This window comes from Streptomyces sp. NPDC030799, from assembly GCF_055572255.1.
Genome location: NZ_JBVIDS010000014.1, coordinates 84761 through 109873, shown reverse-complemented (window position 1 = coordinate 109873; position 25113 = coordinate 84761). Strand labels below are relative to the sequence as shown.

Annotated in this window: 20 protein-coding genes and 1 pseudogene; 8 read left to right on the top strand and 13 right to left on the bottom strand. The window is 70.7% G+C overall.

Going from position 1 to position 25113, the window contains the following annotated elements; all coding sequences use genetic code 11:
* Window positions 1–2 precede the first annotated feature (2 nt).
* From ACZ41I_RS31385 to ACZ41I_RS31375, 3 genes are all read left to right on the top strand, one after another.
* Window positions 3–407 (top strand): CBS domain-containing protein, encoded by a 405-nt coding sequence (locus tag ACZ41I_RS31385; RefSeq protein WP_468515649.1) that lies wholly within the window; start codon window positions 3–5, stop codon window positions 405–407.
* Between the two features lie 50 nt (window positions 408–457).
* Window positions 458–784, top strand: coding sequence for an SCO5918 family protein (locus ACZ41I_RS31380; protein ID WP_468515648.1), 327 nt, complete (start codon window positions 458–460; stop codon window positions 782–784).
* Window positions 785–1062: 278 nt separating this feature from the next.
* Window positions 1063–1623, top strand: coding sequence for a hypothetical protein (locus ACZ41I_RS31375; protein ID WP_399772295.1), 561 nt, complete (start codon window positions 1063–1065; stop codon window positions 1621–1623).
* A 122-nt stretch (window positions 1624–1745) separates the two neighbouring features.
* On the opposite strand, the gene ACZ41I_RS31370 is transcribed toward ACZ41I_RS31375, so the two are convergent.
* The 6 genes from ACZ41I_RS31370 to ACZ41I_RS31345 form a co-directional block, all read right to left on the bottom strand.
* Window positions 1746–2447, bottom strand: a complete 702-nt coding sequence (locus ACZ41I_RS31370; RefSeq protein WP_468515647.1) for a hypothetical protein — start codon at window positions 2445–2447, stop codon at window positions 1746–1748.
* A gap of 72 nt (window positions 2448–2519) precedes the next feature.
* The gene (locus tag ACZ41I_RS31365; protein ID WP_468515646.1) at window positions 2520–2867 is read right to left on the bottom strand and encodes a DoxX family protein; all 348 of its coding nucleotides are present in this window, start codon (window positions 2865–2867) and stop codon (window positions 2520–2522) included.
* A complete protein-coding gene (locus ACZ41I_RS31360; protein WP_468515645.1) occupies window positions 2864–4897 on the bottom strand; it encodes an acetoacetate--CoA ligase in 2034 nt (677 codons plus the stop codon). Before ACZ41I_RS31360 ends, ACZ41I_RS31365 begins: the two co-directional genes overlap by 4 nt.
* Window positions 4894–6516 carry a bifunctional 3-(3-hydroxy-phenyl)propionate/3-hydroxycinnamic acid hydroxylase MhpA gene (gene mhpA / locus ACZ41I_RS31355; RefSeq protein ID WP_468515644.1) on the bottom strand — a complete coding sequence of 541 codons (1623 nt, stop codon included), beginning with the start codon at window positions 6514–6516 and terminating at the stop codon, window positions 4894–4896. Before mhpA ends, ACZ41I_RS31360 begins: the two co-directional genes overlap by 4 nt.
* Complete coding sequence (locus ACZ41I_RS31350; protein ID WP_468515643.1) at window positions 6513–7451, bottom strand: fumarylacetoacetate hydrolase family protein; 939 nt, start codon at window positions 7449–7451, stop codon at window positions 6513–6515. Before ACZ41I_RS31350 ends, mhpA begins: the two co-directional genes overlap by 4 nt.
* Entirely contained in the window at window positions 7448–8593 is a 1146-nt protein-coding gene (locus ACZ41I_RS31345; protein WP_468515642.1) for a VOC family protein, read from the bottom strand. The genes ACZ41I_RS31350 and ACZ41I_RS31345 overlap by 4 nt, the downstream gene beginning before the upstream one ends.
* Window positions 8594–8731: 138 nt before the next feature.
* Between ACZ41I_RS31345 and ACZ41I_RS31340 the strand changes: the two genes are divergently transcribed.
* The gene (locus tag ACZ41I_RS31340) at window positions 8732–9370 is read left to right on the top strand and encodes a TetR/AcrR family transcriptional regulator (RefSeq protein WP_468515641.1); all 639 of its coding nucleotides are present in this window, start codon (window positions 8732–8734) and stop codon (window positions 9368–9370) included.
* On the opposite strand, the gene ACZ41I_RS31335 is transcribed toward ACZ41I_RS31340, so the two are convergent.
* The 3 genes from ACZ41I_RS31335 to ACZ41I_RS31325 form a co-directional block, all read right to left on the bottom strand.
* Window positions 9336–9986, bottom strand: a complete 651-nt coding sequence (locus ACZ41I_RS31335) for a TetR/AcrR family transcriptional regulator (protein WP_468515640.1) — start codon at window positions 9984–9986, stop codon at window positions 9336–9338. The two genes, ACZ41I_RS31340 and ACZ41I_RS31335, sit on opposite strands and share 35 nt — an antisense overlap.
* A 108-nt stretch (window positions 9987–10094) precedes the next feature.
* Window positions 10095–11141, bottom strand: coding sequence for a zinc-binding dehydrogenase (locus tag ACZ41I_RS31330; RefSeq protein ID WP_468515639.1), 1047 nt, complete (start codon window positions 11139–11141; stop codon window positions 10095–10097).
* A 163-nt stretch (window positions 11142–11304) separates the two neighbouring features.
* Entirely contained in the window at window positions 11305–14526 is a 3222-nt protein-coding gene (locus ACZ41I_RS31325; RefSeq protein WP_468515638.1) for a bifunctional cytochrome P450/NADPH--P450 reductase, read from the bottom strand.
* Window positions 14527–14778: 252 nt separating this feature from the next.
* Between ACZ41I_RS31325 and ACZ41I_RS31320 the strand changes: the two genes are divergently transcribed.
* Window positions 14779–15426 (top strand): TetR/AcrR family transcriptional regulator, encoded by a 648-nt coding sequence (locus ACZ41I_RS31320; protein ID WP_468515637.1) that lies wholly within the window; start codon window positions 14779–14781, stop codon window positions 15424–15426.
* Between the two features lie 359 nt (window positions 15427–15785).
* On the opposite strand, the pseudogene ACZ41I_RS31315 reads toward ACZ41I_RS31320, so the two are convergent.
* Both ACZ41I_RS31315 and ACZ41I_RS31310 read right to left on the bottom strand, forming a co-directional pair.
* A pseudogene (locus tag ACZ41I_RS31315) lies at window positions 15786–15989 on the bottom strand (SsgA family sporulation/cell division regulator); the annotation flags it as partial.
* Window positions 15990–16586: 597 nt separating this feature from the next.
* Window positions 16587–17054 carry an RICIN domain-containing protein gene (locus ACZ41I_RS31310; RefSeq protein ID WP_399772263.1) on the bottom strand — a complete coding sequence of 156 codons (468 nt, stop codon included), beginning with the start codon at window positions 17052–17054 and terminating at the stop codon, window positions 16587–16589.
* 152 nt (window positions 17055–17206) lie between these two features.
* Here ACZ41I_RS31310 and ACZ41I_RS31305 point away from each other — a divergent pair, with 152 nt between their 5' ends.
* The 3 genes from ACZ41I_RS31305 (at window position 17207) to ACZ41I_RS31295 (ending at window position 23367) form a co-directional block, all read left to right on the top strand.
* Window positions 17207–21091 (top strand): nSTAND1 domain-containing NTPase, encoded by a 3885-nt coding sequence (locus ACZ41I_RS31305; RefSeq protein WP_468515636.1) that lies wholly within the window; start codon window positions 17207–17209, stop codon window positions 21089–21091.
* 44 nt (window positions 21092–21135) lie between these two features.
* Window positions 21136–22434, top strand: coding sequence for a phosphatase PAP2 family protein (locus tag ACZ41I_RS31300; RefSeq protein ID WP_363214739.1), 1299 nt, complete (start codon window positions 21136–21138; stop codon window positions 22432–22434).
* A gap of 111 nt (window positions 22435–22545) precedes the next feature.
* Window positions 22546–23367 carry an SDR family NAD(P)-dependent oxidoreductase gene (locus ACZ41I_RS31295; RefSeq protein ID WP_468324259.1) on the top strand — a complete coding sequence of 274 codons (822 nt, stop codon included), beginning with the start codon at window positions 22546–22548 and terminating at the stop codon, window positions 23365–23367.
* 48 nt (window positions 23368–23415) lie between these two features.
* On the opposite strand, the gene ACZ41I_RS31290 is transcribed toward ACZ41I_RS31295, so the two are convergent.
* Window positions 23416–24576 carry an MAB_1171c family putative transporter gene (locus ACZ41I_RS31290; RefSeq protein ID WP_468515635.1) on the bottom strand — a complete coding sequence of 387 codons (1161 nt, stop codon included), beginning with the start codon at window positions 24574–24576 and terminating at the stop codon, window positions 23416–23418.
* The gene (locus ACZ41I_RS31285) at window positions 24563–25090 is read right to left on the bottom strand and encodes a regulator component (RefSeq protein ID WP_363214729.1); all 528 of its coding nucleotides are present in this window, start codon (window positions 25088–25090) and stop codon (window positions 24563–24565) included. The genes ACZ41I_RS31290 and ACZ41I_RS31285 overlap by 14 nt, the downstream gene beginning before the upstream one ends.
* Window positions 25091–25113: the final 23 nt, after the last annotated feature.

Below are 25113 nucleotides of genomic sequence, written 5' to 3'. Positions count from 1 at the left end.
CTTTGACGCTGGACCAGACGCAGTTCCGCCTGGCGAGCGCCCAACCCGAGCACGGCACGGTGGCCGACACCATGGACATGGCCGGACCGCAGGTCTGGGAGGACATGACCGTGGAGGTGGCACTGTCCGTGATGACCGCCGCCCGTACAGGTCATCTGGCGGTCTGCGACGAGGACGGTCTGCGCACCGGCCTGGTCACCCGAGCCGGGCTCACGGCCGTTCGTGACGGCTCCGGATACACGGACCGGATCCGCCTGCGGGACCTTGCCGACGTCATCGTGCCCTTCGCCCCACCGCTGACCACTGGGGCCGAAGCCGAACGTGCGATGCGCTGCCGCTGGCTCGGGGCCGCGCCCGTGGCCGACGAACACGGCAATGCGCTGAGCGCCCTCGCCCTTTCCCGCTGAACCGGCCCTCACCCCACCCGGCCCCGTCTTCTCGTCTCCCTGGAGGCATCATGCGCTGTGTCATCGCCCGCTTCCCGTTCGACCTGACCAAGAGCGGTGTGGTGGAATCGATGACGGGCGTCAGACCTGAGCCGGTCACCGGTGAGTTTGTCATCATCGGACGACGCCACTACCCCGCCAAGCAGGTCGGCCAGGTCATCACCCGCCAGGACCGCCGTGATTTCAGCACCGGCGAAGTCCTCAGGGCCATGACCCAACTCGGCTTTACCTGCCGCACCCGCCCCGCCGCCGCAACCGCGCCCATGGCCAGCCCGTACCAGCGGGCGTCCGCAACACTCGGTGCTCCCCCTGTCCGCCTGACATACGGACAGGTGTGAGCCGAACGGAGCAGTGAGGCCCGACCGGCGTGTGCCGGGCGGGCCCTCACTGTGTGCCGTGTCCTGGTGCGTTGGACGGCGTAGACCACCGCGACCGCGCTGTAGAGGAGACCGCCGGTCACTGTCAGGGTGACCACGGCCGCACACCCGTGACAGCGTCCCTCAAGGCCGGTCTCGCCACCGACTCGGCCCGCGGAAGCCGTGTAAGCCGCCTGGCCACGGGAAGGACCAAGGTTTCCGAGCGCGTATCTCCGCCCACCTACGCCCAAGGACCGCCGATGCTTCCCGAGTTCCCCTCCCACGCATCCGCCCCCCTCGCAGATCAGCTGGAACAAGGATTGGGGCTGCCCTCACCATTCGAAACCGGCCGTTTCGACGTGGAGCGTGTCGCCGGCATAGCGGTCCTCGCGGCGGCCCACTCCGATGGCTACGCGGCCACCGCGCATCTCCTCGGACTGCTGGCCGCGCTCCCCGCCCCCACCGACGCAGGAGAATCCTTTTGGTCGAACCTGTGGAGAACCTCGGGCACCGCCTACCTGCTGCCGACCAACATCAAGGACCTGGTGCTGCGTTCGCTGGCCGGAGAGGGAACCGGTCTGGCCGGACAGATCCTCTCGGCCGTAGACGAGATGACGCCTCCCCAGCGCGTTGCGGCCGCAGAGGTGATCGGCCAGGCGCTCGCCGAGTCCGAGCACCTCCCTGATCTCAAAACACAGGTCATCGGCGAACTGTGGCTCCGGGACCTGGAACTCACCGCCTGGCGCGTTCTTCACGCGGGACACAAGTCGCCCGATGCGGCCGGACGTAACGCCTTCCTCGAAGCATGGACGAGTGTCTGACTCCGACCGAGCCGGCACACGCAAGCATCCGAATTCATTCGGGACGTTCCGGACAGCAGGCACCCGTCACTTCACGCCAGGCCCAGCTTCGGGAACGTTCTCGGTCGATGCGGGACTCGGCATCAGCCGCTCGTGTCGGCGTCGCCGTCATCAGGCGGACCCCCCTGTCTCCTGCCGCCCGGAGGGGAGCCGTCCCCGTGCTCTTCCAGCAGTTCGAGGAGCGCGGCATCCGCTCTTTTCTGGTCTTCCTTCGTCAGCTCGACCGGTGCGTTGTTGTAAACGGTGTAGCGACCTGGATCGATGATGTTGGCGGCCCTCAAACTGAACGTCAGCAGGGGCCGCCACCCCTTGCGGTGGCCGACCCGCACCTGTATCTGGGCCTTGTAGTCACGGGCCTCCGGCAGGAATCCGGAAAAGGGTGCCTCGAACTCGAGGAAGAGCTGTTGCGCTTCTCTGCCGGGCACGACGAATCCGGCGGGCAGCCTCGCCTCCTCGTCCGGCCCCGGTTGGAGCCGGGACGGGGAGGACACCCACAGGAGTGGCAGATGAGAGGCGGGCTCATCGGGGAAGGTCAGGATGAGGTCCTGCACGACGATCGGTTTGGGACCGGTGTTGTGCAGGACGAGCGGCAGTCGTAGGCGTGCCGTGGAACCGTGGACGATGGCCGCGAAGGAATGAGGTTCCCACGCCTGCAGGCGTCCCTGTCGGGCATTGAGCCACCAGAACGACGCGACGGTGAAGAGCAGTGCGCAGACTGATACCACACTGGCGCCGGTAAGCGATGAGGACGCGATCTGATCCGCCGCGACCGTCAGCGGAACCACAGAGTCAGTCTGCCAGCCCCGCCGTGGGCTCGCTAACAGGACGAGTGGCCGCCGACAGTCTCCCGCAACGGGTCAGAGGCCGGCGAGGAGTACGAGATACCAGGCGACCAGGGCCGCGCATGTCACCGCGGGGAGGAGCTTGGTCAGCCCGTCGCCCTTGCGTGCGTGCGTGGTCACGGCACCGGCGAGCAGCATCAGCAGCCCGATACCGGCCAGGCCGCCGCACAGCGGTACGGCCGGGCCGAGGGCCACGCCGACGGCGCCCGCCAGCTCCAGCCCGCCGATGACCCGGTAGGCCGCGGTGGTGAAGCCGGCATGGGCGGCCAGGCCGGGCATCGGACCCAGGGCGAGGATCTTGGCCACGCCCAGCAGGGCGAAGATCAACGCGATGAGACAGGTCAGCGAGGCGGAGAGGATCATGAGTCGCCTTCGGGGGTGTGCGGGCGGCGGGCCTGGCGGCGTTCGGCTCCCAGGCCGGCGAAGTGGGCGATCAGGTCGGGGTTGTCGACCGCGGAGGGGTTGAGGACCTCCTCGGCGGGTGCGCCCTGGAGGAGGCGCTTGACCGGGACCTCGAGTTTCTTGCCGGTCTTCGTGTGCGGGATGGCCGGCACGGCGAGGATCTCGTCGGGGACATGGCGGGGGGAGGCGCCGGTGCGGATCGCGTCGCGGATCTTCTCGCACAGGGACTCGTCCAGACAGACCCCGTCGGCGAGGACCACGAAGAGTGGCATCCAGTAGCCGCCGTCGGGTTCCTCCGCACCGATGACGAGGGCCTCGGCGATCTCGGGGAGGCGTTCGACGATGTCGTGGATGTCGGCGCTGCCCAGCCGTACGCCGTTGCGGTTGAGGGTGGCGTCGGAGCGGCCGTGCACGATCACCGAGCCGTGGGAGGTGAGAGTGATCCAGTCCCCGTGCCGCCACACGCCCGGATAGGCGCTGAAGTAGGCGTCGCGGTAGCGGCTGCCGTCGGGGTCGTTCCAGAAGTACAGCGGCATCGACGGCATGGGGCGGGTGACGACCAGTTCGCCGACCTGGTCGACGACCGGCCGTCCCGTGCCGTCGTACGCCGCGAGCGCCACGCCGAGGTTGGGAGCCGACAGTTCACCCGCCCACACCGGGGTGGTGGGGGCGCTGCCGGCGAAGCCGGAGACGATGTCCGTGCCGCCGCTGGTGGAGGCCAGCTGGACGCCTGCGCCGACGTGGTCGCGGACCCAGGGGTAGGCGGAGGCCGGCAGGGCGGAGCCGGTGCTGCCGATGACGCGGATCGCCGACAGGTCGTGCACGGCGGGGTCGACGCCGAGCTTGGCCATGGCCAGCAGGTACTGGGGACTGGTGCCGAAGACGGTGACCTTGTGGCGGGCCGCCAGCTCCCACAGGACGTCCGGGCGCGCCACCGGCGCGGGGCTGCCGTCGTAGGTGCAGGTGGCGGCGCCGGTCAGCAGGGTGGAGACGACCAGGTTCCACATCATCCAGTGGGTGGTGGTGTACCACAGCAGGCGGTCTCCGACGCCCAGGTCGCAGTGCAGGCCGAGGATCTTGAGGTGTTCCAGCAGGACGCCTCCGTGGCCGTGGACGATGCCTTTGGGCAGCCCGGTGGTGCCGGAGGAGAAGACGATCCACAGCGGGTGGTCGAACGGAACCGGGGTGATGGTGAGGTACTCGGTGCGGCCGGCCGCGTCCTCCCAGGGAACCGTCAGCCTCGCGGCCGGGGGCGCGGGCCACGCGAGGCCCAGGTGATCCACGAGGACCGTGGCCTTGAGCGTGGGAAGGGCGGCGGCCAGGTCGAGGGAGGCTGCGCGGCGGTCGTGCGCCGTGCTGTTGAAGAGGTAGCCGTCCGCCGTGATGAGCACCGTGGGTTCGAGCTGGGCGAAGCGGTCGGCTGCGGCCTTGGGGGCGTAGTCCTGGCCGCACACGGACCACACCGCGCCCAGGCTGGCGGTGGCGAGGAAGGCGATGACGGCGTGGGGGGTGTTGGGCAGGTAGCCGACCACCCGGTCGCCGTGTCCGACGCCCAGGTCGCGCAGGGTGGCCGCGACGGAGGCGACCTGGGCGCGGAGCTGCCGGCCCGTGATCTCGTAGGCGGCTCCGGTCTCGTCCAGTGCGGTGATCGCGGGGGCGTCCGGGTGCAGGTTGCGCAGCGCGTGGTGGGCGTAGTTGAGGGTGGCGCCCGGAAACCAGCGGGCGCCGGGCATGGTCTCCTCGGCCAGCACCCGCTCGTACGGCGTGGCGGCGTCGATGCCGAAGTACTCCCACACCGCCGCCCAGAATCCTTCCAGGTCGGTGACGGACCAGCGGTACAAGGCTTGGTAGTCCGTCGGGGCTTCGCCGGCCGGCGTGTCCCGGTGCTGGGCTGCCCACTGGGCGAAGTCCGCGATGCGGCTGCGGGCGGCCGTGTCCGGATCGGGCGTGAAGAAGGGTTCCGGGTACGGTGCGAGGCGCGGGGTGGTCATGATGCGGTGCTCCTCGGCAGGGGGTCGTGCCGGGCTTCGGCGGGGCGGCGGGTCGTGTGCAGCAGCGGGGCCCAGACGGTGGTGCCCGTGAAGTCGCCTGTGCCGGTTGGGACGGTGTCCATCACGACGTGGTCGGGGCGCAGCAGGACGGCGTCGGCGCGCCCGCGGGCCAGCCAGGCGGCCAAGGTGCCGTCGTCGCCCAGGTCGTCGACGTGGATCGTGAGTGCGTCCAGTGCCGTGGCCACTGCCGTCATCCGCGCTGTCGGCGGTACGGCGGTCAGGACGGCGAAAGAGTCCCCGAGGACGTCGTCGAGGCGCATTCGCCTGCCGTCGTGTCGTACCCAGGGCTGGGGGGAGAAGGTGCCGGCCAGCACGCGGCCCGTCGGCCGGGGGCGGCGCCGTACGAGTGGGCCGGCGGTCAGGGCGGGGCTGAGGTCGCGGCTCACCGCCGCGGTCACACCGGGGAGGCGGCAGGCCGCGCCCACGACGGCCCGGCGGAATGCCGCACCACGATCCTGTCCGCCGGTCATGGCCCAGCCGACGGCGACCGCGAGACGGATCATGTGACGGGCGTGCGGCTTGCGTTCGCACTCATAGGTGTCCAACAGCTCGTCGCCTGCGCCGTGTCGGAGGACGCGGGCCAGTTTCCAGGTGAGGTTGTACGCATCGCGCAGGCCGGCGCACAGCCCCTGCCCGACGAAGGGTGGGGTGAGGTGGGCGGCGTCGCCCAGCAGGAAGACACGTCCCCGGCGCCAGCGGTCGGCGAGGCGGGCCCGGAAGGTGTACTGCGCCTGTCGGATCACCTCGAAGTCGTCGTCCTCCGACCCGTCGGACGGCAGATCCACCCAGGGGGAGACCAGCTCCCGCAGACGCTCCCGCCCCTGGGGACCGTCCAGGCGCTCGTCCTCGGACAGCCGGAACTCCCAGCGGTAGCGGTCCTCGCCGACCCGCATGTAGGTGGCCGGACGGGTGGCGCAGCAGATCTGCTCGGCGCCGTCCCAGCTGTGCACCCGGCGGCTGGTGCGCACGTCGATGACCCGCCAGCTCTCCTCGAAATGCAGGTCTTCCCATACGGCGCCGATGGCTCCGCGGGTGATGCTTCCCGCACCGTCGCAGCCGAGGACGGCATCGGCCCACAGGTACTCTTCCCCGTCACTGCCGTCGCGGCGGAAGGTCACCTGTACCGGAGCCGTGCCGTCGGCGGGCGTGACGGACACCGCTTCCACGCCGCTCCACAGCTCGCACTCCGGGTGGCGCGCCAAGGCGCCGCGCAGCAGGCGTTCCAGTTCCGGCTGGTCGAACATGTTGGTCTGTGCGAAGCCGTGGTGGCCGTGCGGGGAGCGCGGGAACTCGGTGATCACGCGGCGCCGGGGATCCAGCAGCCGCAGGCCCGGTGCGGGGCGCGAGACGGCTGCGAACTCCTCTTGGATCCCGACGCTCTGCAGGATCCGGCAGATCTCGTCGTCCGCGACGACGGCGCGTGGCAGGGGATAGATGTCCCGGTGGCGTTCGAGGAGCAGGCTGGGCACTCCGTGCTGGGCGAGCAGGAGCGCGGCGGTGACCCCGACGGGTCCCGCGCCGATGATCACCACGGGTCTGCGTGCTGCTGCGGCGCTCACCTCGCGTCCGCCACAGGGGTCCGCTGCGCGCCGAGGTCGATCCGCCCGTCGGGGGTGGCGATCGTGGCGGTGACGAGGTCGCCGTCGCGCAGGTACAGGGGGTTCTTGGCCTGGCCGTTGAAGAACGCCTTCCACTTCAGCGCGGGCGGCAGCAGCGCGGCGATCTTCTCGACCGGCTTGGACGGGGCCTTCAGGGCGGTGCCGCCGGGCGTACCGGTCAGCAGCAGGTCGCCCGGGTCGAGGGTCTGGAAACGGGCGAGCACGGTGAGCGCCTGCGCGGGCCGCACGATCATGTCGGCCAGGGTGCGGTCCTGACGCGTTACGCCGTTCACCGACAGCCGCAGGCGCAGGTCGATCAGACGGTCGAAGTCCTCCGGCTCCAGCAGAGCCAGGTACGGACCCGTCGGCGTGAAGGTCGGGTAGGACTTGCTCTCGTAGAACTGGGTCTTGGTCAGCTGGACGTCGCGGGCGCTGACGTCGTTGGTGAGGACGAGCCCGGCGACGTACGAAGGAAGGTCCTGCTCCTCCACCACTGTGCCCACCGGGAGCGTCGCGCCCATGACGAGGCCGAGTTCGACTTCGTAGTCGAGGAAGTTCACGTGCGTGGGGCGGACGATCGTGTCGTGCGGGCCGCTGACCGAGCCGGACGCCTTGCGGAAGAAGGTGGGCGGTATGTCGCCCGTGAAGCCCGAGTCCTTGGCGTGGCTGCGGTAGTTGACCATCTGGGCGACCACCCGGCAGGGGGTGGTGACCGGGGGCAGCGCCACCAGGTCGGCGACGGGCGTGCCGCGCTCGCCGGAGGCGGCGGCCTCTCGGACGGCGGCCCGGTCGGCGAGCAGTTCGGCGGTGGTGACCGCCTTGGTCTCGATGCGGACGGCGCGCTCGTTTCGGACGGCCCACCAGCCGTCGGGGGTGCGCAGCACGTTGGTGCTCATGAGCTCATCGCTTTCATCAGGCCCAGCAGGCGTGCGGGGTCGAGTTCGTTGTCGTCGCGCAGGGCCGTCATGACCTCGCGGAGCTTGGCGGGGGAGGGGCTGGCGCCCAGGAAGTCGCGGGTGACGGGCGGCCCCCACTGCGCGAGGCCGCTCGCCGACATCGGTGCCCAGCCGGGTTCGAGGTCGCAGGAGAACAGGTCGCCGTCGGCGAAGTGCTCCAGCATGAAGCGGTCGGGGTCGCGCCAGTAGTCGAAGAGCTGGCTGCCCTGGATGTGCCGGCCGATGCCCCAGCTGCGCCGGTAGCCGCGCTCGGCCAGGTACTCCCCGCCGGCGGCGATCGCGTCGAGGTCGGTGACCTGGTAGGCGGAGTGGACGTAGCCGCTGCCCGGCCCGAGGTGCAGGGCGAGGGTGTGGTGGTCCACGGGCGTGCTGCCCTGGTCGCAGCGGATGAACGCCATGGTCGGCCCGCGCTCGCGCTGCCCGTCCAGGAACAGGAAGTCGGACACGATCATGCCAAGGGTGTCCAGGTACCAGTCCAGCGTGCGGGTGAACGTCCGTGTCTCCAGCACCACATGGCCGAGGCGCTGGATGCGGGACGGCTCACGGGGCGGGCGCTGGGTGGTGTTCGTACGACGGCCTTCGATGCCGGTGTTGAGGATCAGCGGCTGCTGCCCGGGCAGCGCGGGAAGCGGTTCGGCGCAGTGCACCACCCGGACCGGGAGTCCCGAGGGATCCAACAGGGCGACCGACCGGCCGCCGCCGGGGACGTCGATGTCCCGGACGGTGTGGCCGACGGCGGCGGCGAGCCGGCCCACATCGGTCCGCTCGGCCGCGCGGAACGCCGGCCCGAGGAAGCGGGAGGCGCGGCCGCGCCGGATGACCATGCAGGGGGAGCCCGCGAACGTGCCGCGCAGCCACAGCTCGTGATCGGTGCGGGCGGCGAGCGCGAAGCCGAAGTCACGGGCGAACACCTCGGCCCGGTCCAGGTCCGGCTTCTCGAACTCCAGCCAGGCCAGGTCCGCCACTTTGATCATCGGATTCCGGGCTCGTCCTGGGTGTTCACCGCGTAGGGCGCCCTGCTCACTGTGGAGGTCTTGGTGGGGCGTCAGAGGACCGCCCTTGTGGACGGGGATGTGGGACATGGTGTCCTCCAAGCAACACTGCCGTAATGAGGAAATCATCAACTCTGCTGTTTCTCATCGTCAATAGGTGTAGCCCAAATAATTGAGGATCTCATCAGTAATGGCAGAGTCATCGTGGCGACGGTTACACTGGGCCGCATGCCGACGTCAGCCCCGCCCAAGAACCGCTTCGAGCGACGCCGTGCCGAGACCCGCCAGGCGCTCGTCCGCGCGGCCCGGCAGATCCTCGCGGAAACCGGGGACACGAGCGCGAGCATCCAGGCCATCGCCGAGCGCGCCGATGTCGGCTTCGGGTCCTTCTACAACCACTTCGAGTCGAAGACGGAGCTGTTCGACGCGGCGGTGACGGACGCCCTGGAGGAGTTCGGGCAGGTCATAGACGAGCGCGTGGAAGGCATCGACGACCCGGCCGAGCTGGTCGCGGCCGGCTTCCGGCTCACCGCCCGGATGGCCGACTCCCACCCGGAACTCATGCGAATCCTGCGCGACCGCGGCCTGTCCCACATCCACTCCGACCGCGGCCTCGCCCCACGGGCCCTGCGCGACCTGGAGATCGGCATCGCCTCAGGCCGCTTCACCTGCGGCAACGCCACCACCGCCCTGTCCGCCCTGGGCGGCACCCTGCTGTCCCTGGTGGCTCTGCGGCTGGACCGCCCGGACCTCGACGGCGACGAGGCCGCCTCCGACCTGGCCGAGATGGTCCTGCGCATGCTCGGCCTCGCTGCGGACGACGCCCACGAGGTCACCCGTCGGCCGCTGCCCGATCTCGCCCGATGACCTCCTGCACCTGAAGCGCGGCCCTCTGTGGTGCTACGCCGACGGCGACGAGGAACGCGGTTGCCGCAGCCTCACCAGTGGGGTCCGCCCACGGGCATGCGGCGTTCTCCTCGGCGAGGGCCAGCATGAGTGCCTCCAGCGCTCGGGCGAGGACGGGTGCTGGAAGGTGGTCCGCGAAGACGCCTTCGCGCTGACCGCGCCGTAGGGTTGCGACGGCTTCTGCGCGGGCCGGTGCCAGAGTGGTACGGATCGCGTCCTCTCCCAGGTGGCGCCGTCCCAAGGTGATGAGCATGCGGTAGTGGTCGCCCACCGTCCATGCCGCCAGCACCATCCGCGTCATCGCCTCGACCGGGTCGGCATCCGCGGTACGGGCTCTGGCGAACGCCTGCCGGAGTTCATGGCCTGCTTCCTGTGTCAGGTCGGCGATCAGCGCATGCCGGCTGGGGAAGTGTCCGTAGAGGGTGCGCCGGGCGACACCGGCCGCCTGAGCGATGCTGTCGAGACTCGCGTCCGGGTCCTCCCGCAGTTTCCGCCGGGCGGTCGCGAGGATGCGTCGGCGGTTGGAGTGAGCATCCCTGCGCCGCGAAGTACGGCCCGGGGCGTCGGTCGTCTGCATGGTTCTTCCTCTCCGCGGTTGCCGGAAAGCCGTGGGCGCCGGTGCTCCCTCACGCACCGGCGCCCACTCACCCCTGCCCAGGGTGGCTTGTCGTCCTGCTGACGGGCGTCAGGGGACGAGGATGAGGCGGATCGGGTCGCCGATCTTGTGCTCCAGTCGGTGGACGGCGTCGGCGGCCTCGACGAGCGGGATGTGGTCGGTGATGGAGGGGGCCAGGTCGAGGCGGCCGGCCGCGGTCAGCTGCACCAGCTCGGAGACGGACTCGGGGAAGCCGCCGTAGTGGCCGCGTACCTGCTTCTGCAGGTAGTTGAAGGTCAGGCCCTCGGTGATGGTCAGTGGCCGGGGTGTGATGCCCACCAGGATCAGGGAGCCGCCCGGGCCGAGCACGGAGGCGGCCTGGTCGCGGACGGCGGGTACGCCGGCGCAGTCGAAGGCGAAGTCGAGGCCGCGTCCGCCGGTGGCTGCGCGGACCTGGTCGGCGAAGTCGGGGGCTGCCGGGTCGAGCGCGAGGTCCGCGCCGAAGGCCAGGGCGCGCTCGCGGGCGCTGGGCAGCGGGTCGACGGCGATGATCGGGGCGGCGCCGACCAGGCGGGCGAGGCGTACGTTGTGCGCGCCGACTCCGCCCACGCCCCAGACGCCGACGGACTGGGCGGCTCGGACGCCCGCGGTGGCGACGACGGCGGCGTAGGGGGTGGAGACCGCGTCGGGGATGATCGCGGCCTGGTCGAAGGGGAGGCTGTCGGGGATGGGGATGAGGGTGTCCTCGCGGGCGATCACGTACTCGGCCCAGCCGCCGTCGTAGTCGATGCCGGCGGTGAGCATCTGGGTGCAGGGGCGGTGGCGCACGCATCCGGCGCACGTGCCGCAGGTCTTGCCGGCCTCCAGGGTGACGCGGGTGCCGACGGCCAGGCCGCGCTTGAGGCCGGGGCCGAGCGTGTGGATCACACCGGAGACCTCGTGGCCGACGGTGATGGTGTCGGAGGTGGCGAACAGCGGGACGAGGGAGCCGTCGAGGAGGTGGACGTCGGAGAGGCAGACGCCGGCGGCCTTGACCTCGATGAGGACCTCGCCCGGGCCCGGCACGGGGATCGGGACCTCTTCCACGGCGAACTTCTTGCTGTCCAGGTGGAAGCGTCCGGCGAGCATGGTGTCCATGGTGATCTGCTTTCTGTGAGCGGCACGGCCCGGTGGTTCGGGCCATGGGCCGTGCCATGTGGTGTCTGAATGGCTGGTGGAGCCGGGAGGCGTGCGGGGGAGGCAGGACGTCCGCACGCCTCCCGGCGGCTGGGGGCCGGCGCGCCTTGTCGGCGTGCGACGGTCAGGCGAAGACGTCCTGCTGGTAGCGCTCGTCCGCTTCGAGCTGGGCGAGCCACTGCTGGGCGGTCTCGTCGTCGCTGCCGGTCTTCTGGCGGTGGATGGCGGCGAGTGCCTCGCGGACGGCGGGGGCCATGCGGCGGCCGTCACCGCAGACGTAGATGTACGCGCCGTCCTCGATGGCCTGCCACACCGTGTCGGCGGCATGGGCGATGGCGTTCTGCACGAACCGGGCCGGGTGGCCGGTCACCGCCGAGTAGGCGGTGTGCACCTGGGCGATGCCGGCCTGCTCCCAGTCCTGCATCTCCTGGCGGTAGAAGTAGTCGTGCTCCGGGTGGCGGCAGCCGACGAACACCTGCGACACGCCCACCTGGGTGCCGTTCGCGTGGTGTGTCGCCCGCTCCTCCAGGAAGCCGCGCAGCGGCGCGATGCCGGTGCCGGGGCCGATGAGGATCAGTGGCGTGGCGGGGTCGGCGGGCGGGGCGAACGTCGGGGAGGGCACGCGGACGTAGCCGTACACGACGTCACCGGGTTCGAGGCCCGCGATGTAGGAGGAGCAGGTGCCGCGGTACTGGCCGTCGCCGGACAGGGCCGGGCCCTCCAGCAGGCCGACGGTCAGGCGCACATGGCGCGGGTTGGCCGACGGGGCGGAGGAGATGGAGTAGAAGCGCGGCCGGATCGGGCCCATCATCTCCAGGAAGACCGCCAGCGGCAGCTCGACCGCCTCGAAGCGCTCCAGCAGGCCCAGCACCGAGATGCGCTTGCCGAGGATCTCCTTCTGGTAGCGCTCCTCGGCCTCCTCGGTGTCGGCGGTGTACGCCTGGAGCTGCGGCCGGGTCCACGGGCACGCGGTGTGCTCGGCGAGCGTCTGGATCTGGGACCGGGTGGCCACGTCCTGCAGCTCCAGGAACTCGGTGAGCAGGATGCCGGCGGTGACCGGGGTGCCGACCGGCAGGTGGGTGCGGCCACCGGCCGGCTGGTCGAGCCGGAGCACCTGGTCGTAGTCGACGCCGAGCCGCCTCAGCGCGCGCTCCACCAGGGCGAGTTCGTTCTTGGCGAAGACGGCCAGGTGGTTGCCGGTGTCGTAGGTGACGCCCTCGGGCAGCTCGAAGGTGATGGACTTCGCGGACGGGCGCGGCGGCTCGATGCTGAAGTCCCACAGGCCGGTCGCGTCGGCCACGAGTTCGTCGTTGGTCACCACGGTGAGCGGGTACGCCTGCTCGGAGACGATGGCGGGGCGCACGTCGGACTCGGTGAGCAGCTGGACCTCGTAGCGGGGGCCGCTCGCCTGGGAGGTGTCGGCGGCGTACTCCTCGGCCAGGGTGGCCCACAGGTTGTCCATCCACCGCGTGGCCATGCCGTCGAAGTCCCCGGCGGCGTCGGCGATGCCGCGTTCGACGATGGGGGTGGCGCCGGCAGCCAGCAGACCTTCCTCGATCCGCTTGGGGAATGCCTGGTAGGTGGCCACCCACTGGGTGTTGCCGGCGCCCAGCAGCGCGTACCGCACGTTGGACAGTGAGCCCTCGGGCAGCCCGGCGGCGAGCAGGTCGTCGAAGCGCTGGGCGTTGTCGGGAGCCTTGCCGTTGTAGCTGGCGGCGACGACGGCGAGCAGGCCCTCGGAGGGCAGGCTGTCACCCAGCTCGTCCAGGCTCACCAGCGTGGTGCCGAAGCCGGAGCGCGCGCCGCGGTCGGCGATGGTGCGGGCCAGGTCCTCGCACGAGCCGAGGCTGGAGCCGTAGGCGACGGTCAGGTTCACACCGACACCGCTGACCGCTGCCTGCGCCTGCGTGTCGCCGGTCTGCAGGTCCGCGGCGCCGAAAACGGTCCGCTCGTGCTCCTGACGGCGACGGACGATCAGCTCGAAGTTGCCGGGCTTGCGCGTCAGCGCCTCCCGCACGTCCATCTTGTAGTCGCTGGTGTCCGAGAGCTTGAACTTCTGCAGCACCAGCGCCAGGGCAAGGCGGGCCTCGGTGAGCGCGAACTGCCGGCCGATGCAGGCGCGTACGCCGTTGCCGAACGGCTTGTAGGCGTGCGGGTGCTGCTGGGCGCGGTTCTCCGGCAGCCACCGGTCGATGTCGAACTCGTCGGGACGGTCCCACGCCTTGGGGTGGGTGTGCAGGGGACCCTCGAGGATGTTGACCCGCGTGCCCTTCTTGAGGAGGTAGCGGCCGCCGATGACGGTGTCCTCCAGCGGGGCCTTGCCGAACGCCGGGATCGGAGCCCACAGGCGCAGGGTCTCGTCCAGGATCCTCGGGATGACGTCCAGCTGCATGATCGTGTCGTAGTCCGGGACGGTGTCGCCGGGCATCAAGCGGTCCACCTCGGCATACGCCTGGGCCAGGACGTGCGGGTTGCGCATCAGCGAGTACGTGGCGAACGACAGCAGACCACTGGTGGTCTCGTGACCGGCGATCAGGAACGTCAGCACCTGGTCGCGGACGTTGTCGTCGGCCAGCAGCTTGCCGGTGTCCGGGTCGGTGGCCTCCAGCATCAGACCCAGCAGGTCCTCCTCACCGGTGCCCTTCCCCTCACGGCGCTCCTTGATCACGCTCTCGACCAGGTCCTGCATCAGCCGGACGTTGTCGCGGTACTTCCGGTCGTCCGCCTTGCGCAGCTTGGTCATCATCGGCAGCTCCTGCGAGCGCCGCAGCGACTCGATCAGTGCCTCCAGCAGCGCGTTGAGGAAGGGGTGCAGCTCCTCCTTGTCGAAGGACCTGAACCGGTAGCCGAACCCCGACAGGGCGATGGTGTCCAGCGTCAGGCGGGTGTAGTCGTCGGTGATGTTGACCGGCTGCCCCTCCCGGCGCTCCCACTTGCCCGCCAGGTTCTGGGCGATCTCCAGCATCTGCCCGAAGTACGCCTTCATGGCCCGCTGGCTGAACGCCGGCAGCAGGACACGGTGTGCCATGCCCCATTCCTCTTCGTACTGGTGGGCCGTGAACAGGCCCGCTCCCGCGAAGTCCCGGACGTGCTGCAGCGGCGTCTTGTCGATCTGCTTGAAGAACCGCGTCTCGTCGCAGACCTCGGCCACCAGGTCCGGGTCGTAGACGAAGACCTGCTCGATGCCGGCGATGTCCATGCCGTAGATGCCCTCGGGGAACTGCTTGGACAGCTCACCGAAGTACTCCACCGGATTGGTGTCGGGGATCTGCGGCGTGTTGCCGAGGAGGGGGATCCCGCGCGGGGACCGGATGGGGCGAAGGTCGTTCGCGGAGTGCGTGGTCATGTCTTGCTCCTCTGCGGAGGCGGTGGAGGGGGATGGGCAAGGGCGCGCTGCGTAGGTCGATGCCGTGGCGCCGTACAGAAACATACGCCGTATGGAATTGGTACCGTACGACGTATGGAAACGTGAAGCAAGCCTGGACGACCTGGTGAGCGCTGTGATTCAGGTCATTTCCATACGGCGTATGAAACTGATACCGTACGAGGTATGGAAAAGAAGGTGAGGCGTCCCCCACGGGGAACGAGGAAGAGGGACGTGCCTCTGACCGAGGCCGGGATCTACGCCGCCGCCCTGCGGCTCATCGACGAGGACGGGGTCGAGGCGCTCACCATGCGCAAGCTCGCGACCGTGCTCGACGCGAACCCGATGTCGCTGTACCACCACGTGCCGAACAAGGAAGCGGTGCTGCGCGGCGTGACGAGAATGGTCGGCGCCCAGTTCCGCACCGTGACGCTGGAGGACGCTCCCTGGCAAGAGCGCATCCGCCTGCTCGCAACGGACTTCCGGACCCTGGCGCACCGTCACCCCGAACTGATGGCCTACTCGTTCAGCCACCAGCCCGACTTCATCCAGCCCGACGACCCGTTCTGGACCGCGCTCACCGCGATCGTGCAGGCTGCCGGGGTTCCGCAGTCAGAGGTCTCGGAGATCGCGGCGCTGATGGTCGCCGTCGTCATCGGTGTCCTCGCCGCCGAACTCAACGGCTCGCTCCACAAGTGGTCGACCCTCAAGCCCCCCGGCTTTGACGATGGTGAAGACGGTGATGGGGGTGCAGACTCTGCGGACGTAGCTCCTGAAGGCCCTGACCAGGACCACATGTTCCGCCTCGTGATGGACACCCTGATCACGGGTTTGGAAAGCCGGCTCACCGGCGATCGTGACGGCCGGGACGCCGGCCTTTGAGCCACACCTTCTGAGGCGCTGCGCCCCAGGCACCGGCCTCTGAGCCGCGTCCGCAGTCGGGCGATCTCGGGCTGCAACATGCGGGAGCCACCCCCGTCACATCGGGGAACACCGCCCGGCGGGGTGGTTCCGCAGCCTCTGCACGGCAGCCGTGTGACGCCGACCCGTGAAATGACCATGGTCGTCGGCTTGTTCCCGATCTCCTTCCCGAAGCGGGAGATCGCCGGCCTCGTCGAGCTGCATCACCCATCCGTTGACCGAGGCGGCCATACCGCCCAGTACTACCGCCGTGAGCGCGAGGTGGCGCCCCGTGCCGGACGAGCCGTACCTGCTCTCGACCGGTCGCACCCTGCAAGGACTCACCCTTCGGCGAGGAAGTGCGCCAGCAAACGGTCGAAGTCGCTGTGGCCGACCTCGGCCCCCCGCGGCACCACTGCCTCCGTTTCCTGCAGGAACGCCTTGAATTCCTGCGCTGGGGCCTTGAGCAGGGCCGTACCGGACGGCGGGTTGAGAAGGACGTACAAGTCGCGGCAGCCCTCCTCGCCGGTGGGCCATATGCGAACCGTTGACCGGCTGGCACAAGCGCGGGGTTGGCCGGACGGCGGGACGGCGGCCGGAGCGGGGCCTGGTGATCGGTGGCTTCAGCGGCCCGGAGATCGCCTCACCCCGGCGGGACGAGTTTTAGGGCGTGGCGACCGGGGCACACCCTGCTGCCGACACCGTCGATGCAGCGCCCTCTTCTGGTCACGCCCACGCTCACAGCCGACAAGCGCCACTGTGAAGGAAGCGGCGCAGCGAGGTGGCAGACCGGGGGCGCCGGGCCGTGCAGGAGTGTGGGCAGTTCGCCGGCGAGCTGCTCGACCGCTACGCCCGGCGGCCCGGCCCGGGCATGCTCTCGGCGCTGGTGAACGAGGACGGCCAGGAGGGACGGATGTCCAAGGGTGTGCTCGCGAGCGACGCCCTGTTCCTGACATGGGCGTGGGCCTGGCCCCGTTACCTCGTGAGAGTGACTGCGGGCCGTTCCGGCCCGGTGTCGTGCGGGGTGCGCAAGTCTCGTCCCTGTGATCGGCAAGGTGCTTCGCGACGCCGGGCCCGGGGTGTCGCGCCGCCAGGTGACCGTGGCCCGGCCCGGCACATCATGTGCCGGGCCGGGCCGCCGTTCAGAAGTCCCAGCTCTGGCTCGGCGCTCCGTTGCAGCTCCAGCTCACCAGGAGCTGGCCGGCCTCGGGACGCCCGCCCAGGATGTCGAGGCACTTCCCGTTCATCCGGCTACGGATCTCGTTGTTGTTGCGGAACCACCTCTGGTTGATGCCGCCGTCGCAGTCCCACATGCTCACCGAGCCCAGGTCGCCCGGAGCGAAGGCGTAGATCTCCAGACACTTCCCGTTCATGCTGGAACGGATCTGCTCACCGTCCCAGAACCACTGCTGGTTGGTGTTGCCGGTGCAGTCCCACGTCACGGTGGAGGCGCCGTTCTCCTGATGGAACGCGAAGATGTCGGCACACCGTCCGTTCATGTTGGACTTGAGCAGCGGTGCCGCGGCGGATGCCGGCGGAGCCGCCAAGGTACCGCCGACCGCGAGCCCGATGGCCGCCAGCAGCGGCACCAGTCGTTGCGCAGTTTTCATGCTTCCCTCCGTACAGCCAGTGCGCGGTTGCGCTGGCCCTTGTCTAGCTGCCGGGGTTTGTCCGGCGCCGGGACGTGCACGCCGGACATCAACAGCTGGACAACGCGGCTGCGGAAGGCTCGGGAAAGGGAAAGGCTCGGGAGAGGAAGGCCATGCCACGCGCCGAACGCCCGCTCGACCCCGACACCGGTCCGCTCACACGGTTCGCGGCCGAACTGCGGAAGCTGCGCGAGACGGCGGGACGGCCGCCGTATCGGCTGCTGGCCAAACGGGCGCACTATTCGTCCACGACGTTGTCGGACGCTGCGGGCGGGCGCACGTTCCCAAGCCTGAGCGTCACGCTGGCGTACGTGGAGGCGTGTCGGGGCGACCGGCGCGCATGGGAAGCCCGATGGCACGCGGTCGCCGCCGAGCTCGCCGTCGGCGCACCCGGCGAGGAGCCCGGGGAAACCGGCCTGCAGGGCGCACCGTACGCCGGGCTGTCGGCGTTCCAGCCGGAAGACGCCGACCGTTTCTTCGGGCGCGAGCGGCTGACCGACGAGGTGCTGGCGAAGGTGCGTGACCGCCGGTTCCTCGCGGTCTTCGGGCCGTCCGGATCGGGGAAGTCCTCGCTGTTACGGGCGGGGCTCATCGCCCGTGTGCGGGCATCGGGGTGGCCGGTGCTGCTCTTCACACCGGGGCCCCGCCCCGTGGAGGAGTGCGCGATCCGCCTGGCCGCGGCGACGGGTGAGGCGCCCGGCGCGCTGCTGACCGAGCTGCGTGACGATCCCGCGACGCTGCACCTGCGGATCCGGCAGGCCACGGCCGACCGCCCGCCGGACATCGACACGCTGATCGTGGCCGACCAGTTCGAGGAGGTCTTCACCCTCTGCCGGGACCGCGACGAACGGGACGCGTTCATCTCCCTGCTGATCGCGGCCACGACGGCGACGACCAGCCGGACCCGGGTGGTACTCGGCGTGCGTGCCGATTTCTACGGCCACTGCGTCCGGGACCCCCTGCTGGTCGAGGCGATGCGCGACGCGCAGCTCGCGGTCGGTCCGATGAACAGCCAGGAGCTGCGCGAGGCCATCACCCGGCCGGCCGGCATCGCCGGCTGCACGGTGACCGGCCCGCTGCTGGCGGCCGTGATCGCGGACGCGACCGGTCAGCCGGGTGCGTTGCCACTGGTCTCCCACGCGATGGCCGAGACCTGGCGCCGCCGCAGCGGCAACCGCCTGACCCTGGACGGGTACCTGGCGGCCGGCGGAATCCAGCACGCCCTCGCGCAGACCGCCGAGGTCGCCTACCGGGCGCTGACGCCGGGGCAACAGGACCTCGCCAGAGCGCTGTTCCTCCGGCTGACCGCGCTGGGCGCCGGTACCGAGGACACCAGGCGCCGGATCACCAGGAGTGAGCTGGACCCCGGTCCCGACACCGTCTTCGTGCTCGAATCCCTTGCCCGGCAACGGCTGGTGACGCTGGACGAGGAGTGCGTCGAGATCACTCACGAGGCGATCATCCGGTGCTGGCCGAGGCTGCGCGGCTGGCTGACCGAAGACCGGGACCGGCTGCTTCTGCACCGTCAGCTCACGGACGCGACCGCCGCCTGGGAGGCGCAGGACCGCGACCCGCACGCCCTGTACCGGGGTGCCCGCCTCGCCGCGGCACTGGACCTGGCCGCTGCGCACGGCAGCCGGCTGACGTCCAGGGAACGGTGCTTCCTCGACGCGAGCAGGGAGGCGCAGGCCGGCGAGATGGCGGCGGTCAGACGGCGGGCGGTCCGGCTGCGGCAGCTGGTCACGCTGCTCACCGTACTGGTGGTCATCGCGGCCACCGCGGGCGTGCTGGCCGTCGGCTCGCGCAGCTCGGCCATCCGGCAGCGCAACGTGGCCATCGCGCGGAAGGCCGCCGAGGACGCGGCCGAGCTGCGGCAGCAGAACCCCGCTCTCGCCGCACAGCTGAACCTGGCCGCGTACCGGCTGGCAGCCACCGACGACGTCCGTGATCAGCTGATGAGCACCTTCCCGACGCCGTACACGAGCCGGCTCACGGGCCACACCTCCGACGTGGTCTCGATCTCCTTCGTCCCGCAGAGCACGGTCCTGGCCACCGCGAGCTGGGACCGCACGGTCCGGCTGTGGGACGTCGGGAACGCCCGCCACCCCGTCCGGCTGGCGGTCCTGCACGAGCCCTGGCGGCTGCTCGCGGTCGCGTTCGGGCAGGGCGGCCGCATCCTGGCGGCGGCGAGCGAACGATCGGTGCGGCTGTGGGACGTGTCGAACCGGCGAGCGCCCATCGAGCTGAGCACTCTGCCGGATCAGCCGGGCGCGCCGACGTGGGTGGCGTTCCGGCCCGATGGCGACGTCATCGCCACCGGCCACACCGACGGCGCGACGCGGCTGTGGAACGTGGACGATCCCCGGCATCCGCGGCGGCTGGCCACCCTTCCCGGCCACACCGGCGTGGTCACCTCGGCGGCGTTCGCCCCGGACGGCCGCACACTGGCGACCACCGGCGACACCACCGCCAGGCTGTGGGACGTCACCGACCCCGCGCATCCCCGCCACCGCGACGTGCTGCGCGGCCACACCGACACGGTGACCTCGGTGGCGTTCAGCCCCGACGGCCGGACCGTGGCGACCGGCAGCTGGGACCACACCGCACGGATCTGGACCCTCCGCAGCAGCCCGCGGATGCAGCCACCGGCCGTTCTGCTCGGCCATTCCACGATCGTCTGGTCGGTGGCGTTCAGCCCCGACGGCCGCACACTCGTCTCGGTCGGCGGGTCCATGCTGTTGTGGGACGTCACCGACCCGGGACACCCGCAGCGCGTCAGCGCGATTCCCGGCGGGGTCTACCAAGCGGCCTTCAGCCCGGACAGCCGCATGCTCGCCGACTCCGACCGGCTGCTGGACCTGCGGGACCTGTCGCTCGGCACCCACGACGACGTGGTCACGTCCGTGGCCTTCGCCCCTGGCGGCCACCTGCTCGCCAGCGCCGGCTGGGACGGCACCGCACGGCTGTGGCAGGTCACCGGCGGCCGGGCCCTGTGGCCGCTGGCCGTCCTGCACGGGCACACCAGGTTCGTCCGGTCCGTGGCGTTCAGCCCGGACGGGCGCACCCTTGTCACCGCCAGCGAGGACACCACCGTCCGCATCTGGGACCTGGCCGATCCACGCAGACCGCGGCTCACGTCGATCCTCACCCCTCACGCCGGCGAAGTCGGCGGGGCCGGCTTCGGCCCGGACGGCCACCTGCTGGCCGTGTGGGCACACGATGCGAGCGGACTGTGGGACCTGAGCGATCCCGCCCGTCCCCGGCCGCTGAGCCGGATCGCCCGGGGCGGGCCGAACGTCACGACGGCGTCGTTCCGGCCCGACGGCCGCACGCTGGTGACGAGCACGGGCGAGTCCGGCTCGCTGCGGTTCTGGGACATCGGCGATCCGCGCAGCCCCCGGGAACTGCCGTCACCGTTCCGGTCCGACCCGCTGACCGGTGGGGTGTTCAGCCCCGACGGCCGGAGCCTGGCCGCCGTCCACCGGACGGACAGGACGGTCTGGCTGATCGATGTCAGCGACATCGGCCGCCCGGCGAAGACGAGGCAGCTTCAGGCGTCCGGCTCCTGGCTCTACGGACCGGCCTTCTCCCCGGACGGCCGACGGCTGGCAGCCGGCGCCGCGGACGGCAAGACCCTGTTGTGGGACGTGGACGGTGCGGCCACTCCCGCCGTCCTCAGCGGCCACTCCAATCCGGTACCGGCCGTGGCGTTCGGCCCGCACGGCGACACCCTGGCCACCGGCGGCAACGACTTCACGATCCGGCTCTGGGACACCGGCCCGGACCGGATCGCCGCCCGCATCTGCGACAGCGCGTACCCGCGGATCACCCCGGCCGAATGGGCACGGTACTTCCCGTCGGTCGCCTTCGCCCCACCTTGCCCGCCGGCACGTGAACGCCGCGCGCACCGCTCCGATAGCATGTTCGACCTCGCGATGACGACCCTCATCGCTTTTCCTTTATTCAGCCCATATCGAACAAATCGGCCGGACGATTGATATCTAGAGCGTCGCGGGTGTTTACGCGAATAAACGGCAGAACTGTGCTGTGGGCCGCAGCGGGTGTGGCGGCTCTCGGATTCCTCATCGCGCTGGAGATCGCCGCACGCCGCTACGGTCAGCCGGGGCCGCTCACCGACCAGGCGAAGGGGATGATCTTCGCCCCGAAACCGGGGCCGCTGTACGGCGGTCTCGCGTTGATGATGGTGGTGCTCACCTGGCGGCAACGGTTCATCGCGGCCGGTGCCGCGATCGGCATCGACATCGTCTTCGTGCTGGTGCGGTGGGCGGTGGACGCCAAGGCCGACGACGGCCATTCCGTCGGCAACGGCGCGTTGTGGGTGATGCTGGGCTGTGCCGTCGTCGCTGTCACACGCCGCACCGGCGCCGAACGCGTCCTGCTGCTCAAGGGCGTCGGGCTGGGCCTGCTGCTGGTGGCCGGCCGCAAGGCCGGCGACACCTGGCTGTTCATCACCGCGAAGGCCCGCCCTTCGGTGCTCGACCCGTACGTGGCCACCGCCGATCACGCGCTGGGCAACCCGTCATGGCTGGTGGGCCGGATCGTCGACGCCACCGACCCGATCGGCCCCGGTCTTCTCCACGTGGTCTACGGGCAGCTCGCGGTGGCCGCGGTCGTCGTCGCGCTGTACCAGCTGCGGAACGTGGCGGTCGAGCGCCGCTTCCCCAGCCATCATCTGGTCCGCACCTTCCTGGTCATCGGCCTCCTCGGGCCGGCCATCTACATGATCTTCCCGGTGGTCGGACCGGTCTTCGCCTACGGCCCCGGCGCCTCCGGCACCGGCGGCGTGCACTGGGCGGTGGCCGACCTGTGGCCCCACACGCCACCGCCGATCAGCCCCCCGCACCCGGTGCCGTACGACGGGCTCACCCCCCGCAACTGCATGCCCAGCCTGCACACGGCGTGGGCCACCACGATCTTCATCCACTCCCGCAAGGGCCCACGGACGCTACGCTGCGCGGGCACGTTCTGGCTGATCGCCACGCTCACCGCGACCCTGGGATTCGGCTACCACTACGGCGTGGATCTCGTCGCCGGCGTGGTGTTCGCGCTCACCATCGAGGCGGCACTGCGCTCGCTCGGCCGCGGCTGGGACCGGTCGGGAATCCAGCTGGTCCTCCACGGAGCGACGGTGTTCGCCGCGCTCCTGGTGTCGTACCGCTGTCTGCCGGTGGAGATGGCCGAACATCCGTGGGTGTCCGGGCCGCTTCTCCTCCTGGCAATGGCCTCGGTGGTCTACGGCTACCTGCGGACCACCAGACTCTGGGAACCGACGGCCGCACCGATGCGGCAACCGGAACCGCAACCCGAGCCGGCTTGCTGACCTGACGCGCGCTCGCGCTTGTCCGAACATCGCCGGTGGCGAACCCCGCGATCTGTGCCCCCGTCTACGATCGAAGCCGTTTTGTGATCTCGGACAGAGGGTCGAAGAACAGTGACGGACAAGCGAGTTGTCATCGTGACCGGCGCGGGCTCGGGCATCGGCGAAGCCACCGCGCGGCTGCTGCGCGAGGGCGGTCACCACGTGGTCGCCTCCGGACGGCGGGTCGAACCGCTGCAGCGGCTCGAAAAGGAGACCGGGGCACTGGCGTGTCCGTCCGACGCGGGCGACCCCGCCGCCGTCGACGGTCTCGTGCGTGCGGCCCTGGACACCTATGGACGCCTCGACGGGCTGGTGCTCAACGCGGGCATCGGGCGCGGCGGAACCGCCGGGGACCTGTCGCTGGAGGACTGGGACAACGTCATGCGGACGAACGTCACCGGTCCGATGCTCCTCCTGCGCGCGGCGATGCCGCACCTGGTACAGACGCGGGGAGCGGTGGTCGGCGTCGCGTCGGTCTCCGCCTTGCGCAACGGCCCGAGCAACGCCCCGTACGCCACGTCGAAGGCCGCCCTGCTGCAGCTGTGCCGTTCCGTCGCCGTCGACTACGGGCGGCAGGGGGTGCGCGCCAACGTGGTGTGCCCCAGCTGGATCAGGACCGAGATGGCCGACCGGCGCATGGCGCGTTTCGCACAGGAGGCGGACCTGGGGGACGGCGGCATGGAGGCCGCCTACGAGCAGGCGACCAGGCTGCTGCCCATGGGCCGGCCGGGCGATCCGCGTGAGGTCGCCGAGGCGATCAGCTGGCTGCTCTCTCCCGCTGCGTCCTTCGTCAGCGGCGCGGTGCTCACCGTCGACGGCGGGGCCACCGCCGTCGACCTCGGCACCGTCGCGTTCGACCACCACATCGCACCGCGCGGCGGCAGCGGACTCTGACACCTGCCGCGGCAGTGCCCCGTATGTGCTGCCCGACGCCGCTGCCGGTCAGCGGCGTTGGGCGCGCAGCGGGCCGGGCACCGCGGGGAGCGGGCCGGTGCGGGACGGCCACATCCTGGCGATCGCCAGAAGTGTCGCCGGGCTGCCGCGTTCGACGCCGGGCAGGGGGCGCGGGTCGGACGGCGGCGCGCCGCTGAGCTTGGCCCGCCGGGCCTCGTCCAGCGCGCCGGCGAGTGCCGCCGCGGCCAGGCGGTCGCCCCGCATCCCCGCACGGCCGGCCTGCCGGTGCGCCGTGTCGTACGCCTGGGGCGGGACGTACTGCTGCAGTTCCAGGAGCGCGTCGTACGTCTCGATGATCTGCCGGTGCGCCTGCAGCGACCACGAGGAGCGGGGACGCAGCACGGCCTGCAGCCGGCTGCGCTGCGGGCCGGCGAGGGCCACCTGGGGGACCGCGACCACCAGATCACGCCACAGTGGCCACAGCCGCCAGACCGTCCGCAGCGCCGCCATGGACCGGGCGAGGGCGGTCGCGGTCGGCACCAGCAGCGAGGCCGCGCGGAAGAAGCCGTGCACGCTGATGATCATGGACAGGTAGGGCAGCAGGTCCTGGTCGGGCACGTAGAGGTGGTAGAGGTAGCCGCACCAGAAGACCAGGGCCAGGACGCTGCCCATCGCGAACATCCGCAGTGACCACACGAGGTCACGGTCGGCCGTCCTGAGACTGTACGGCCAGCAGACGACGACGGCGGCGGCGTCCCCGGCCAGATGGGAGACGGCGAGGATCAACCAGTACAGGGACGAGGCGGTGGCCGGACCCTGGGCCGACGCCGGGGCAGTCGTCCGAGTGACCCCGAGCAGGTCCAGCGCGAGCAGCGAACCCAGCGCCGTCACCAGGCCCAGGATCACGGTGACACGCTGGTGCCGGGCCCGGGTGGAGTCGACGATGAAGAGGAGCACCAGGCCCGCGCTCAGCACGCCGATCAGGTTACGGGTCAGCGAGACCGTGTGGGCGCCGATGCCGAGGGCCGCGCAGCGGGCCACGACCTTCGGCTGGAAGAGCGTGATGGCGATGGTCGCGGCGAAGACCGTGAGCCACAGTCCCCGCTGGTTCGGCAGGCGCAGCGCGGGACCCGCCCGCCAGACCAGGGCGATCCACAGGACGACGACGCTGCAGACTCCGACGTGGTCCGCGAGCTCAGTCGCTGTCAACGGCCGTCACTCCCAGGAAGGCACCGAGTCGCCCCAGGGGGCCGGCCGGGCGACCGGGCTTCCCGGCGCTCTGTATCAGACTGGCGATCATCTCGGCTTCTTGTTCCTCGCTGGTCGTGTAGCTGGTCCGGGCCATGATCCGGTTGACGACGTGCGGCTGGAGCTGGAGATCGCCGACCAGCGGACCGGCCAGGTCCTCGGCTCTGTTGGTGATGCCCCGGTGGTGATCGCAGAGCACATGGCCGATCTCGTGGAGGATGATGTGCTCCCGGTGCAAAGGCGCGGTCCGGGCCTCGTAGAAGACGTAGTCGGCCTTGTCGGTGCCCATCCACAGCCCGCAGACCCCGGTCGCCGCGACCTCCTCGGGCAGTTCCCGGAGCACGAGAGGGCGGCCCCTCAGCTCCTCCACCCGCTCACGTATCGCTTCGAAGGGAAGGGAACGCTGTACGCCGAGATCACGCAGGATGGCCAGGCATCTGCGCTGCAACGCGACGTATTCACCGGTTGTCCTCACTTACTGTCTTGACCCCCTTCCGA

Bases quoted from the DNA above. Each gene is read 5' to 3' on its own strand.
- ACZ41I_RS31360 (WP_468515645.1), bottom strand. From the start codon at position 4,897: ATGACCACCCCGCGCCTCGCACCGTACCCGGAACCCTTCTTCACGCCC.
- ACZ41I_RS31305 (WP_468515636.1), top strand. From the start codon at position 17,207: ATGCCACGCGCCGAACGCCCGCTCGACCCCGACACCGGTCCGCTCACA.
- ACZ41I_RS31365 (WP_468515646.1), bottom strand. From the start codon at position 2,867: ATGATCCTCTCCGCCTCGCTGACCTGTCTCATCGCGTTGATCTTCGCC.
- ACZ41I_RS31375 (WP_399772295.1), top strand. From the start codon at position 1,063: ATGCTTCCCGAGTTCCCCTCCCACGCATCCGCCCCCCTCGCAGATCAG.
- ACZ41I_RS31310 (WP_399772263.1), bottom strand. From the start codon at position 17,054: ATGAAAACTGCGCAACGACTGGTGCCGCTGCTGGCGGCCATCGGGCTC.
- ACZ41I_RS31340 (WP_468515641.1), top strand. From the start codon at position 8,732: ATGCCGACGTCAGCCCCGCCCAAGAACCGCTTCGAGCGACGCCGTGCC.
- ACZ41I_RS31325 (WP_468515638.1), bottom strand. From the start codon at position 14,526: ATGACCACGCACTCCGCGAACGACCTTCGCCCCATCCGGTCCCCGCGC.
- ACZ41I_RS31335 (WP_468515640.1), bottom strand. From the start codon at position 9,986: ATGCAGACGACCGACGCCCCGGGCCGTACTTCGCGGCGCAGGGATGCT.
- ACZ41I_RS31345 (WP_468515642.1), bottom strand. From the start codon at position 8,593: ATGTCCCACATCCCCGTCCACAAGGGCGGTCCTCTGACGCCCCACCAA.
- ACZ41I_RS31380 (WP_468515648.1), top strand. From the start codon at position 458: ATGCGCTGTGTCATCGCCCGCTTCCCGTTCGACCTGACCAAGAGCGGT.
- ACZ41I_RS31350 (WP_468515643.1), bottom strand. From the start codon at position 7,451: ATGAGCACCAACGTGCTGCGCACCCCCGACGGCTGGTGGGCCGTCCGA.
- ACZ41I_RS31330 (WP_468515639.1), bottom strand. From the start codon at position 11,141: ATGGACACCATGCTCGCCGGACGCTTCCACCTGGACAGCAAGAAGTTC.